The sequence below is a fragment of the Burkholderia paludis genome (assembly GCF_000732615.1).
GTDB lineage: Bacteria > Pseudomonadota > Gammaproteobacteria > Burkholderiales > Burkholderiaceae > Burkholderia > Burkholderia paludis.
In genome coordinates this window covers 32,790-45,410 of the sequence record NZ_JPGL01000022.1, presented here as the reverse complement: position 1 = coordinate 45,410, position 12,621 = coordinate 32,790, and the positions used below count along the sequence as shown (strand labels likewise).

The following is a 12,621-nucleotide window of genomic DNA, read 5'->3' as shown; positions in this document are numbered from 1 at the left end:
CATTATGCGCCCGTACCCGGATGGCGGGCAGCGGGCGCGCGGCTCAGTGACGCTGGTCGGTTGCCGGCGCGATGCCGGTTTCGACGCCGGGCGCCGCGAACAGCTGTGCAACGTCGACCGGATCGAATTCGTAGCGCTGGTTGCAGAACTCGCAATGAATCTCGACGTGACCGCGCTCGACGATCACGCTGTCGACTTCTTCGCGGCCCAGCATGCGCAGCATCGCGCCGACCTTCTCACGCGAGCACGAGCACTGGAAGCGCGTGTCGGCCGGCTCGAAGTGCTGCACGTTCTCCTGCCAGAACAGCCGGCGGAACACGACTTCCGGTTCGACCTCGAGCAGTTCCTGCGCGGACAGCGTGCCGCCGAGCGTGCAGACGCGCTCCCACGTATCGGCATCGGTTTCGGCATGGCGCGGCACGATGCCGCCGTCGCCCGGCAGCTTCTGCAGCAGCATGCCGACCGCGCGGTCGCGATCGGCGGCGAGCCACAGGCGCGTGTCGAGCTGCTCCGAATGGTGCATGTAGTGCTCGAGCACCTGCGACACCGATTCGAGCGGGCCGTCGACGCCGTTCAGCGGCACGATGCCCTGGTACGGCTGCTGGCCCGGCAGCTTGTCGGCCGGGTCGAGCGTGATCACGCAACGGCCGTGGCCGCTCGCGTTGACGAGCGACGCGAAGTCCGTGTCGTCCCACGGCGACTTCTCCTGGTCGTCGCCGGTCGTCGGCGCCACTTCGCCCGAGAACTTCGCGGTGGCACGCATCGACAGGTCCGAACTGCACTGGACGACCAGCATCTGGACCGGCCCGTCGCCGAAGATCTGCATGATCAGGGTGCCGTGGAATTTCAGGTTCGCGGACAGCAGCGCGCACGCGGCCATCATCTCGCCGAGCACGGTGCGCACGGGGGCCGGGTAGTCGCGCCGGGTGAGCACTTCCTGCCACGTGTTGCGCAGCGAAACGATCTCGCCGCGCACGGGCGCCGCATTGAACATGAATTTCTGTAACTGGTCGCTCACTCTTCTTCCTTGAAATCCGCGCGAATCACCCGATCCGCACGAGTTGCTCCTTGAAATGCGCGCGCCGCTCGACATACGTCTTTGCGTTCGTGCGCAGCCGCGCGATGTCGTCGGCCGACAGCTCGCGCACGACCTTCGCCGGTGCGCCGAGAATCAGCGAGTTGTCCGGGAACGTCTTGCCTTCCGTCACGACCGCGCCGGCGCCAACCAGACAGTTGCGGCCGATGACCGCTCCATTCAAGACCACCGCCTGAATCCCGATCAGCGAACCTTCGCCGATCGTGCAGCCATGCAGCATCGCCTGGTGCCCGATCGTCACGTTCCCGGCAATCGTCAGCGGAAAACCGGGGTCCGTGTGCAGTACCGCGCCTTCCTGGACGTTGCTGCCGGCGCCGACCGAGATCGTCTCGTTATCGCCGCGAATCGTCGCGCCGAACCAGACGCTCGCGTTCTCCTCGAGCACGACCTTGCCGATGATGGCCGCCGTATCGGCGACGAATACGCTTTCGTGGATCGTCGGGGCCGTATCGCCCAGCTTGTAGATCGTCACGGAGTCTCCTTGTCTCTTCGATGATGGGCGCCGGTAGAATGGCGCGTCCGGTTTGCCCGGCGCATTGCGGCGCCGCGGAACAAACGCTTATTGTAAACCGTCGCGTGCGTGCGCTCCCGCGCCGCGTACGCAGGGTGTCCCGCTCATGAGTCTGGCGTCTTCTATTTCCGGCCGCGCGCCGGCCTGCGTGCGCCGCGTGGCGCTCGACGCGCTGCGTTCCGCCGAACCCGTGGCCAAGGCCGTGCAGGTGCGTGCGCTGTACGACGCGCTGCTGGCCGGACAGGCCGCGATCGCGCCGTCGCTCGAGCTGTCCGAGCCGGCCGACCTGCCCGGGCGTCCGGCCCGCCCGCCGCTCGTCGAGCCGCGCCAGCTCGAGCGGCGCAGCATGCGTTCGCCGGCAGGGCGCGCCGTGCTGCTGCACGCGCTCGCCCATATCGAGTTCAATGCGATCAACCTCGCGCTCGACGCGGTCTGGCGCTTCACGGGCCTGCCGGACGCGTTCTATGCCGACTGGTTGAAGGTCGCCGCGGAGGAGGCCTATCACTTCACGCTACTGTCCGAGCGGCTCGCGGCCTTCGGGCATGCGTACGGCGACTTTCCGGCGCACAACGGGCTGTGGGAGATGTGCGAGCGGACCAAGGACGATGTGCTCGCCCGGATGGCACTCGTGCCGCGCACGCTCGAGGCCCGCGGGCTCGATGCGTCGCCGCCGATCCGCGCGCGCCTCCTGCAGGCGGGCGACGATGCATCGGCCGCGATTCTCGACGTGATCCTGCGCGACGAAATCGGCCATGTCGCGATCGGCAACCGCTGGTTCCGGCATCTGTGCGACGCGGCCGGCCGCGATCCCGTGCCGACCTATCGGCAGCTCGCCGAGCAATACCATGCGCCGCGGCTGCGCGGCCCGTTCAATTTCGATGCGCGTCGCGATGCGGGATTCGAGCAGGCCGAACTCGACGAGCTGGCTGCGCAGGACAGGGCGGACGAGGGTACGGCGCGGTAGCCGGCCCATGCCCGGGCGGTGCCATGTGTCGGCGAGCCCGTTTTCGGCAGACGGCGCTTCCCGGAGGGCCCGCGCCCGGGCTGGCCGCTAGAGCGGCGCCTCGACTGCCGGCCGCCGGAGCGACGGCGTCGTCGCTATAATCGAACGATCATTCTTTTTTTGGCGACTGCAATGAGTGCCTCGAGTTCTGTTTCCGATTTCGTCACGGTGCGCGGCGTCCAGCTGCATGTCCGGCGCTGGGGCCGCCCCGATGCGCCGACGCTGTTCATGCTGCATGGCTGGATGGACGTCGCCGCGTCGTTCCAGTTCGTCGTCGATGCGCTCGCGGGCGACTGGCAGGTGATCGCGCCCGATGCGCGTGGCTTTGGGCTGTCCGACTGGCCGGTCGCACGGCAGGGCGGCGGCCACTACTGGTTCCACGAATACCTCAGCGATCTCGATGCGCTCGTCGACCATTATGCGCCGACCGGCGAAGTCAATCTGGTCGGGCACAGCATGGGGGCGAACGTCGCATGCCTGTATGCCGGCGCGCGACCGGAGCGGGTGCGGCGCGTGGTCGATCTCGAAGGTTTCGGGCTCGCGCCCGCGCGGGCCGAACAGGCGCCGCGCCGGTTGCGCGGCTGGCTGGACGAGTTGCGCGAGCCGCCCGCGCTGCGTCCTTACGCATCGCTCGACGAAGTGGCGGCGCGCCTGACCCGGACCAATCCGCGGCTCGATCCGCGTCGCGCCGCGTTCCTCGCCGAGCATTGGTCGAAGCGCGGCGACGACGGCCTTTACCACCTGCTGGCCGACCCGGCGCACAAGATGCCCGGCCCGTTGCTTTATCGCCTCGACGAAGTGATGGCGACCTGGTCCCAGGTGCGCGCGAAGGTGCTGCACGTCGAGGCGGTCAATTCGCCCACGCTCGCGCACATCGCCGGCGATATTCCGCTGCCGGAATTCAAGGCGCGTTTCGGCGCGTTCCCCGACTGGCGCGAGAAACTCGTCGAGGATGCCGGCCACATGGTGCATCACGACCAGCCCGAACAGATCGCGGCGCTGATCGAGGCGTTCTGCGCGTAGATGCGTGGCGGCGGCGGCAGGGCGGGCGGCGCGTTGCCGCGTTGCAGTAGAATGAAGCCTTACCTGCCATGCCGACAATGAACGCTGATCTCCACTGCCATTCGAATGTTTCCGACGGGTTGCTGTCGCCTGCCGACGTCGCGCGCCGCGCTCATGCCGGCGGCGTGACCCTGTGGGCGCTGACCGACCACGACGAAATCGGCGGCCAGGCGGCGGCGCGCAGCGAGGCCGAGGCGCTCGGCATGCGCTACGTGAGCGGCGTCGAGATTTCCGTCACGTGGGCGTCGCGCACCGTGCATATCGTCGGCCTGAACGTCGATCCCGCGAACCCCGCGCTCGTCGACGGCCTGTACCGCACGCGCCATGGCCGTGCGGCGCGCGCGCTGGCGATCGGCGCGCAGCTCGCCACGCTCGGCATTCCCGGCGCGTACGAAGGCGCGCTGAAATATGTGTCGAATCCCGACCTGATCTCGCGGACGCATTTCGCGCGCTTTCTGGTCGAGAACGGCCATGCCGAGTCGACGTCCGACGTGTTCGACCGCCTGCTCGGCGACGGCAAGCCCGGGTTCGTCCCGCATCGCTGGGCGACGCTGCCCGACGCGGTTGCGTGGATACGGGCGGCCGGCGGCGAGGCCGTGGTCGCGCATCCGGGCCGCTACCGCTATACGCCCGTCGAATTCGACGCATTTTTCGGAGAGTTCATCGATCTGGGCGGCCGCGCGATCGAGGTCGTCACGGGCAGCCACACGCCCGATCAATACCGCGAATACGCGGACGTCGCGCGCCGCTTCGGCTTCGAGGCGTCGCGCGGCTCCGATTTCCATGCGCCGGGCGAGGGCCGCGTCGATCTCGGCAGCCTGCCGCCGTTGCCTTCCGACCTGACCCCGGTCTGGGAGCGCTGGCTCTGACGCCGGGCGGCGGCCCGCTGCCCGCGTTGCCGCGGGCGTTCGCATCCGATTTCTCCCCCCTTTACGTACCCCATGTCCCAGTTCTTCAGGATTCATCCGGATAATCCGCAGCCGCGCCTGATCAAGCAGGCCGTGGAGATCGTCAGCAAGGGCGGCGTGATCGCGATGCCGACCGATTCGAGCTATGCGCTCGCATGCCATCTCGACGACAAGGACGCGGTCGAGCGGGTGCGCCGGATTCGCGGCCTGGACGAGAAACAGCACCTGTCGCTGCTCGTGCGCGACCTGTCGGAGCTCGCCAACTTCGCGATGGTCGACAACCGCCAGTACCGGCAGATCAAGTCGGTGACGCCGGGCCCGTACGTCTTCATCCTGCAGGCGACCAAGGAAGTGCCGCGCCGGCTGTCGCACCCGTCGCGCAAGACGATCGGGCTGCGCGTGCCCGATCACGCGATCACGCTCGCGCTGCTGGAGTCGCTCGGCCAGCCGCTGCTCGGCACGACGCTGATCCTGCCGCCGGACGACGAGCCGCTCAACGATCCCGAGGAAATCCGCACGCGGCTCGAGAAGGTGGTCGACCTGGTGATCGACGGCGGGGCATGCCCGCGCGAGCCGTCTACGGTGATCGACCTGACCGGCGACGCGCCCGAACTCGTACGCGCGGGGCGCGGCGCGCTCGAACCGTTCGGCCTGTCGACCGCGTAAGCGGGCCGTTCCAATTTTTGCGCGAGTGCGCTTGTTACAATAACGCGATATGGATGCTTCCCTGATACAGACCATTGCCGTCTACGCGCTACCCGTGATTTTCGCGATCACGCTGCACGAGGCCGCGCACGGCTACGCCGCCCGCCTGCTCGGCGACAACACCGCCTACATGATGGGGCGCGTGTCGTTCAATCCGATGCGCCACATCGATCCGCTCGGCACGATCGCGATCCCGCTCGTGATGTATTTCCTGACGGGCGGCGCGTTCCTGTTCGGCTATGCGAAACCGGTGCCGGTTTCGTTTGGCAACCTGCGCAATCCGCGCTGGGGCAGCCTGTGGGTATCGCTCGCGGGCCCGGCCTGCAATTTCGTGCAGGCGCTGATCTGGGGGCTGGTGAGCCTCGTGCTGCCCGCGCTCGGCATCGACGAGCCGTTCTTTACCCGGATGGCGCTTGCCGGCGTCAGCGCGAACCTCGTGCTCGGCGTGCTGAACCTGTTTCCGCTGCCGCCGCTCGACGGCGGCCGCATCCTGGCGGCGCTGCTGCCGCCGAAGCAATCGATCGCGCTGTCGCGCATCGAGCCGTACGGTTTCATCATCGTCCTCGCGCTGGTCGCGACGGGCGTGCTGACGAATTTCTGGCTGCGCCCGCTCGTCAACGTCGGCTATACCGTCCTGAGCGCCATCCTGTCCCCATTCGCCTCGCTTTTCTAACGACAATCATGTTCCCAGAACGTATTTTCTCCGGCATGCGGCCCACCGGGTCGCTGCACCTCGGCCATTACCACGGCGTGCTGAAAAACTGGGTGAAGCTGCAGTCCGAGTACCCGTGCTTCTTCTGCGTCGTCGACTGGCATGCGCTGACGACGCATTACGAGACGCCCGAGGTCATCGAGAAGAACGTGTGGGACGTGCTGGTCGACTGGCTCGCGTCCGGTATCGATCCGGCGCAGGCGACGCTGTTCATCCAGAGCAAGGTGCCCGAGCACGCGGAACTCGCGCTGCTGCTCGGCATGAGCACGCCGCTCGGCTGGCTCGAACGCGTGCCGACCTACAAGGAGCAGATGGAGAAGCTGAAGGACAAGGATCTGTCGACCTACGGCTTCCTTGGCTACCCGGTGCTGATGGCGGCCGACATCCTGCTGTATCGCGGCTCGCTCGTGCCGGTCGGCGAGGATCAGGTGCCGCACGTCGAGATGACGCGCGAGATCGCGCGCCGCTTCAACTATCTGTACGGCCGCGAGCCGGGCTTCGAGGAGAAGGCGCTCGATGCCGCGAAGAAGCTCGGCGGCAAGCGCGCGAAGCTCTATCACGAGCTGCGCAACGCGTACCAGCAGGAAGGCGACGACGAGGCGCTCGAACAGGCGCGCGCGATGCTGCAGGAATCGCAGAGCCTGTCGATGAGCGACCGCGAGCGCCTGTTCGGCTATCTCGAAGGCGCGCGCAAGATCATCCTGGTCGAGCCGCAGGCGCTGCTGACCGAAGCGTCGCGGATGCCCGGCCTCGACGGGCAGAAGATGTCCAAGTCGTACGGCAACACGATCGGCCTGCGCGAAGACGCCGACACGATCACGAAGAAGGTCCGCACGATGCCGACCGATCCCGCGCGCGTGCGCCGCACCGATCCGGGCGACCCCGACAAGTGCCCGGTGTGGCAGCTGCACCAGGTCTACACGGACGAAGCGACGCACGACTGGGTGCAGAAGGGCTGCCGCTCGGCGGGCATCGGCTGCCTCGACTGCAAGCAGCCGGTCGTCGAAGGCATCCTGCGCGAGCAGCAGCCGATGCTCGAACGTGCGCAGAAATACATGGACGATCCGTCGCTGTTGCGCGCGATCGTGGCGGACGGTTGCGACAAGGCGCGCAAGTACGCGACGGAAACGATGCGCGACGTGCGCGACGCGATGGGCCTGTCGTACAACTGACCAGCCGCATGAACGCATCCGTCATTGCCGCCGCGGGCGGTCACGTCGCCCAGGCCGAGCCGTCGCGCTGGGTCGCGCAATGGTCGCGACTCGTGCCGGCGGGCGGCGCGGTGCTGGACGTCGCCGCGGGCGGCGGCCGCCATGCGCGCTGGTTCGCGTCGCGCGGGCATCCGGTCGTCGCACTCGACCGCGACCCGGCGGCGCTGGCCGTGTTGCGGGCGATGCCGGGCGTCGATGCCCGCGACGCCGATCTCGAAGGCGCGCCGTGGCCGCTGCCGGCCGGCGAACGGTTTTCGGCCGTGATCGTCACCCATTATCTGCACCGTCCGCTCTGGCCCCATCTGCTCGATGCGGTGGCGCCGGGCGGCGTGCTGATCTACGAAACCTTCGCGCAAGGAAACGAAACCGTCGGCAAACCGTCCAACCCGGCGTTCCTGCTCGCTCCGGGCGAGTTGCTGGACGCCGTGCACGGCCGCCTGCGGGTGGTGGCCTACGAGGACGGGTTTGTCGCCGCGCCGCGCGAAGCGTTCGTCCAGCGTCTCTGCGCGGTGCGCGAGGGCGCGACCCCGAAGGCGGGGGCGGGAATTCCACGTTACGAACTGCCCGGCTAATCCGCTACAATCTCAACGTTTACCGGTACACAATCTCAATCGCGTTTCATGGCTAACGGCACCCAAGACGGCATTCAAATCCGCGGCAGCATCCCCGCGATCGTCACCCCGATGCTCGAAGACGGCAGTCTCGACCTGCCGGCGTTTCGCAAACTGATCGACTGGCACATCGCGGAAGGCACCGATGCGCTGGTCGTGGTCGGTACGAGCGGCGAGTCGGCAACGCTCAACGTCGAAGAGCACATCCTGATGATCCGCACGGCGGTCGAGCATGCGGCGAAACGCATCCCGATCATCGCGGGCGCGGGCGGCAATTCGACCGCCGAGGCGATCGAGCTGACCAAGCACGCGAAGGCGGTCGGCGCGGACGCGACGCTGCAGGTCGTGCCGTACTACAACAAGCCGACGCAGGAAGGCATGTACCGTCACTTCAAGACGATCGCCGAAGCGGTCGACCTGCCGGTGATCCTGTACAACGTGCCGGGCCGCACGGTCGCGGACATGGGCCACGAGACGACGCTGCGCCTCGCGCAGGTGCCGGGCATCGTGGGCGTGAAGGAAGCGACCGGCAACATCGACCGCGCCGCCCACCTGATCAAGGCCGCGCCGAAGCATTTCGCGATCTACAGCGGCGACGATCCGACCGCGATCGCGCTGATGCTGCTCGGCGGCCACGGCAACATCTCGGTGACGGCGAACGTCGCGCCGCGCGCGATGAGCGACCTGTGCCGCGCGGCGCTGGCCGGCGACGTGCAGACGGCCCGTGCGCTGCACATGAAGCTGCTGTCGCTGCACAAGAATCTGTTCATCGAGGCGAACCCGATTCCGGTGAAGTGGGCGCTGCAGGCGATGGGCAAGATGCAGGGCGGTATCCGGCTGCCGCTCACGGCGCTCGACGAGCGCTGTCACGATGTCGTGCGTTCGGCCCTCGTCGAGGCCGGCGTCCTCGCCTGATGCCGGGGCGGCCGCGTCCTGCGGCCGCCGGCTCGAACCCTGATCAACCCGCACCGGCCGGCTCCGTCCGGCGCCGCTCCTGACGAGCGTTCTAGCAAGACGAAGGATTTCATGAAACGTTTCGCCTTTTCTTCTCGCGCCATCCAGATGTCCGTGGTGGCGCTGGCGCTGGGCGCGCTCGCCGGCTGCGATACGCTGAACGACTATCTGGCCCCTGACCGGGTCAACTACAAGAACACCGGTTCGGCGCCGCCGCTCGCGGTGCCGAGCGACCTGAAGCCGGTGCCGACCACCCAGCAGTTCGTCGCGCCGCCGACCAATGCGGGGCTCGGCACGCTGCCGCCGCGGGTCGCGACGCAGGCCGGCAACGCGACCGACGGCATGCCGAGCGCGCAGGATCCGCTCGGGATGCACATCGAGCGCGACGGCGACCACCGCTGGCTCGTCGTCGACGGTCGCACGCCCGAGCAGCTGTGGCCGATCCTGAAGGAGTTCTGGCAGGAGAACGGCTTCTCGCTGAAGACCGACGCGCCGTCGACGGGCATCATGGCCACCGACTGGGCCGAAAACCGCGCGAACATTCCCGACGACTGGTTCCGCCGCACGATCGGCAAGGTCATCGATTTCGCCTACTCGTCCGGCACGCGCGACCGCTTCCGCACGCTCGTGAACCGCACGCCGGACGGCAATACCGACATCTCGATCACGCACAGCGCGATGGAGGAAATGATGGTCGGCCCGCAGGGCGGCACGTCGTCGCGCTGGGAGGAGCGTCCGCGCAACCCGGTGCTCGAAGCCGTGTTCCTGTCGAAGCTGATGCAGAAGTTCGGCCTGACCGATGCGCAGGCGAAGCAACTGCTGACCGATGCGCGCCCGGCGACGGCGCCGGCGCAGGTCAGCGACGCGAGCAACGGCGCGGCGACGCTGCAACTGGCCGAGTCGTTCGACCGCGCGTGGCTGCGCGTCGGCCTGGCGCTCGACCGGACCAACTTCACGGTCGACAATCGCGACCGCGAGAAGGGCGTGTACACCGTCCGCTACGCGAACACGATGGAAGAGCTCAAGCGTGACGGCCTGTTCGGCAAGCTGTTCTACGGCGGCCCGTCGGCCGCGAAGCCGGGCAAGGAATACCTCGTCAACGTGCGCGCGCAAGGCAACGGCGGCACGCAGGTCGCGGTGGTCGGTGCAGACGGCCAGGTCGACAACTCGTCGGACGCGCAGCGGCTCATCGCGCTGCTCCACGCGCAACTGAACTGAGCGCGTGCGCTTCGCCAGCCTCGGAAGCGGCAGCGAAGGCAACGCGCTGGTCGTCGAGGCCTCGAGCGGCACGACGACCACCCGCGTGCTGCTCGACTGCGGCTTTTCCGCCAAGGAGGTCGAGCGCCGGCTCGGCCGATTGAATCTCGGCACCGACGATCTCGATGCGATCCTCATCACCCATGAGCACAGCGACCATGTCGGCAGTGCGCTGACGCTTGCGCGTCGCGCGTCGCTGCCGCTCTACATGAGCTGGGGCACGGCGCGCGCGGTCGGCGCGGACGAGGCCGATGTCGACCTGCACGTGCTGTGGGGCGACGAGACGGCCGCGATACGCGATCTGGCCGTGATGCCCTATACGGTCCCGCACGACGCGCGCGAACCGCTCCAGTTCGTCTTCATGGATGGTCGTCGCAGGCTCGGCGTGCTGACGGACGTCGGGATGGCCACGCCGCATATCACGGCCGTCCTGAGCGGCTGTGACGCGCTCGTACTCGAATCCAACCACGACACCGCGATGCTGGCTGCGAGCCGCTATCCGCAGTCGCTGAAGGCGCGCATCGGCGGCAACCACGGCCACCTGAGCAACGCGGCGGCGGCGGACATCCTGGCGTCGCTCGAGCGTAGTCGCCTCCAGCATCTGGTGGCGGCACATCTGAGCCAGCAGAACAACCTGCCGGAGCTGGTTCGCCAGGCGTTCGGCGGCGTACTGGGGACGGATGGGGAAGAGGTGATCGTGGCCACGCAGGACGCGGGCTTCGACTGGCTGATGCTCGGCTGAGCGGGGCGGGGCCGCTGCGGCGGCCCGGTGCCACTGCCGGCCCGTCGGTACGAAACGGCAGACGCAAAAAAACCGGCCCTCGGGCCGGTTTTTTTTCAGCTGACGCTGAGGCTTACTGGCTTGCGCCCGAAGCCGGAGCAGCCGTCGCTGCCGAAGCAGCCGACGCCACTGCAGCAGCAGCATCGCTCGCAGCAGCCGTTGCCGACGAAGCAGCAGCAGCTGCGTCGCTCGCAGCACCAGCAACTGCCGAAGCAGCCGACGAAGCAGCAGCAGCTGCGTCGCTTGCAGCCGACGAAGCAGCTTGATCAGCGCTCTTGTTGCAAGCAGCCAGTGCAACAGCAGCCAACAGGGAAGCTACGAGGAGGGATTTCTTCATGATCACGTCCTTTTATGGTTAAAGGTAAGCAACAGCGCGAAACAATACCGGTAATGTGCTCCAACACCGACCTGGGCCGCTGGTGGAGATGCACTTCTAGAGCGTGAATCTTCCCTACGGCTTGGGCGGAAATTATATGCACTTTCCTATCGACCGTCGACAAATGCGGGGTCAATACGTTGTCTTTCCCATACAGAATTTGATCCGTACGGGCATACGGGGCGACTCACACTAATCCCGGTTACCGACCCGTATCCAGCCCGCACGATACCACTCGTGCAACAAAGCTGTCATCGAGGGAGCCCGGGATAGTGTTACAAACCGTTTCGCCTCCATATGGCGTTGATTGGCCAGTTCGGGCAGCCATTCTTCGGCTTGCTCGAGCGGTCCCTCCTCGCCATTAATGAAGTACGAGCGCGCGTTATACATCAATGCGGCCTTTCTGTCGAGAGATACACCACGTCGTGACGCCTGTGTGACGAAGGCCGCCTCGGACAGCGGACGCGCGGGCGGGTCGAACACGACGTTCGGCTTGGGCTCGCTCAGGTAGCAGCCGAGGAATTCGGCGACGTCGCGCTTGCGCCAGCGGATGGCGTCGACGATCTCGGCGACGCGCTCGACCATGGCCGGAGGCAACTGCGCGGGCGTATCGACGGCCGGCTGCTTCGGATCGCGGTAGAGATCGTCGCCGCACCCGTCGCGCAGGCCGCCGCGCTCCGCGAGATAGTACAGGAACTGGGCGCCGAGTTCACCGGCGGACGGAGCCCGGAAGCCGATCGAGCAGGTCATGCACTCGCCTTCGGCGACGCCGTCGTGCGCGATGTGCGGCGGCAGGTACAGCATGTCGCCCGGCTCCAGCACCCATTCGTCGCTCGGCTCGAAGTTCTCGAGGATCTTCAGCGGCACGTCCGGCTGCAGCGACAGGTCCTTCTGCGCGCCGACGCGCCAGCGGCGCCGGCCTTCGACCTGCAGCAGGAATACGTCATACGAGTCGAAGTGCGGGCCGACGCCGCCGCCGTCCGTTGCATACGAGATCATCAGGTCGTCGAGGCGCGCGTCGGGGATGAAGCGGAAGCGGTCGAGCAGCTCCCGTGCCGCGTCGACGTGCAGGTCGAGCCCCTGTACCAGCAGGGTCCAGGCCTTGCGTGTGACGGCGGGCAGCGAGCCGGGCTCGAACGGGCCGTGCGCGAGTTGCCACTTGTTACGAAAATGGGTGATCAGCCGCGATTCCGCGTCATAGTCCGCTGCGAGTTCGAACAGCGCGTCGCGCGAGACCGGCGACGCGACGCCGGGAATCGCCTGACGGATCAGCAGCGGCTTTTTCTGCCAGTAGCCGCGCATGAATTGCGCCGGCGTAAGACCGCCGAGCAGCGGTGTGGGAAGATCGGGTGGCGGCGCGCCGAGCGCGGCGGCGGCGGCATCCCGCGGTTCGGCTTGAGACCGGTTGCGCATCGTATAATGAGACTTGTATTT

At 67.3% G+C, this 12,621-nt stretch carries 15 protein-coding genes; 10 read left to right on the top strand and 5 right to left on the bottom strand.

Annotated elements, in window-relative coordinates:
* Positions 1-43: 43 nt before the first annotated feature.
* Together hslO and GQ56_RS0115130 are read right to left on the bottom strand one after the other, a co-directional pair.
* Positions 44-1,018 (bottom strand): Hsp33 family molecular chaperone HslO, encoded by a 975-nt coding sequence (hslO, locus tag GQ56_RS0115135; protein ID WP_031399452.1) that lies wholly within the window; start codon positions 1,016-1,018, stop codon positions 44-46.
* 25 nt (positions 1,019-1,043) lie between these two features.
* Positions 1,044-1,568 carry a gamma carbonic anhydrase family protein gene (locus GQ56_RS0115130; protein ID WP_031399451.1) on the bottom strand — a complete coding sequence of 175 codons (525 nt, stop codon included), beginning with the start codon at positions 1,566-1,568 and terminating at the stop codon, positions 1,044-1,046.
* Positions 1,569-1,713: 145 nt separating this feature from the next.
* On the opposite strand from GQ56_RS0115130, the gene GQ56_RS0115125 reads away from it, so the two are divergent.
* From GQ56_RS0115125 to GQ56_RS0115080, 10 genes are all read left to right on the top strand, one after another.
* Entirely contained in the window at positions 1,714-2,571 is an 858-nt protein-coding gene (locus GQ56_RS0115125; RefSeq protein WP_031399450.1) for a ferritin-like domain-containing protein, read from the top strand.
* A gap of 171 nt (positions 2,572-2,742) precedes the next feature.
* The gene (locus GQ56_RS0115120) at positions 2,743-3,633 is read left to right on the top strand and encodes an alpha/beta fold hydrolase (protein ID WP_031399449.1); all 891 of its coding nucleotides are present in this window, start codon (positions 2,743-2,745) and stop codon (positions 3,631-3,633) included.
* A gap of 77 nt (positions 3,634-3,710) precedes the next feature.
* Positions 3,711-4,541, top strand: coding sequence for a 3',5'-nucleoside bisphosphate phosphatase (locus GQ56_RS0115115; RefSeq protein ID WP_031399448.1), 831 nt, complete (start codon positions 3,711-3,713; stop codon positions 4,539-4,541).
* A gap of 72 nt (positions 4,542-4,613) precedes the next feature.
* Positions 4,614-5,246, top strand: coding sequence for an L-threonylcarbamoyladenylate synthase (locus tag GQ56_RS0115110; protein WP_031399447.1), 633 nt, complete (start codon positions 4,614-4,616; stop codon positions 5,244-5,246).
* 49 nt (positions 5,247-5,295) lie between these two features.
* On the top strand, positions 5,296-5,958 hold the full coding sequence (locus tag GQ56_RS0115105; protein ID WP_031399446.1) for a site-2 protease family protein: 663 nt from the start codon (positions 5,296-5,298) through the stop codon (positions 5,956-5,958).
* 8 nt (positions 5,959-5,966) lie between these two features.
* Complete coding sequence (locus GQ56_RS0115100; RefSeq protein WP_031399445.1) at positions 5,967-7,169, top strand: tryptophan--tRNA ligase; 1,203 nt, start codon at positions 5,967-5,969, stop codon at positions 7,167-7,169.
* Positions 7,170-7,177: 8 nt separating this feature from the next.
* Positions 7,178-7,780, top strand: a complete 603-nt coding sequence (locus tag GQ56_RS0115095; RefSeq protein ID WP_031399444.1) for a class I SAM-dependent methyltransferase — start codon at positions 7,178-7,180, stop codon at positions 7,778-7,780.
* Between the two features lie 48 nt (positions 7,781-7,828).
* Positions 7,829-8,734 carry a 4-hydroxy-tetrahydrodipicolinate synthase gene (gene dapA, locus GQ56_RS0115090; protein ID WP_031399443.1) on the top strand — a complete coding sequence of 302 codons (906 nt, stop codon included), beginning with the start codon at positions 7,829-7,831 and terminating at the stop codon, positions 8,732-8,734.
* A 111-nt stretch (positions 8,735-8,845) separates the two neighbouring features.
* Positions 8,846-9,991: an outer membrane protein assembly factor BamC gene (gene bamC, locus GQ56_RS0115085; protein WP_031399442.1), complete on the top strand. Its 1,146-nt coding sequence runs from the start codon at positions 8,846-8,848 to the stop codon at positions 9,989-9,991.
* A gap of 4 nt (positions 9,992-9,995) precedes the next feature.
* A complete protein-coding gene (locus GQ56_RS0115080) occupies positions 9,996-10,772 on the top strand; it encodes an MBL fold metallo-hydrolase (protein WP_031399441.1) in 777 nt (258 codons plus the stop codon).
* Between the two features lie 112 nt (positions 10,773-10,884).
* Here the strand turns inward: GQ56_RS0115080 and GQ56_RS45885 are convergent, their stop codons facing one another.
* From GQ56_RS45885 to GQ56_RS0115075, 3 genes are read right to left on the bottom strand one after another with little or no spacing between them, the layout of a single operon-like run.
* Complete coding sequence (locus GQ56_RS45885; RefSeq protein ID WP_034198493.1) at positions 10,885-11,148, bottom strand: hypothetical protein; 264 nt, start codon at positions 11,146-11,148, stop codon at positions 10,885-10,887.
* On the bottom strand, positions 11,078-11,323 hold the full coding sequence (locus GQ56_RS47050; RefSeq protein ID WP_075122947.1) for a hypothetical protein: 246 nt from the start codon (positions 11,321-11,323) through the stop codon (positions 11,078-11,080). Before GQ56_RS47050 ends, GQ56_RS45885 begins: the two co-directional genes overlap by 71 nt.
* Before the next feature lie 56 nt (positions 11,324-11,379).
* Entirely contained in the window at positions 11,380-12,600 is a 1,221-nt protein-coding gene (locus GQ56_RS0115075; RefSeq protein ID WP_031399440.1) for a cupin domain-containing protein, read from the bottom strand.
* Positions 12,601-12,621 lie beyond the last annotated feature (21 nt).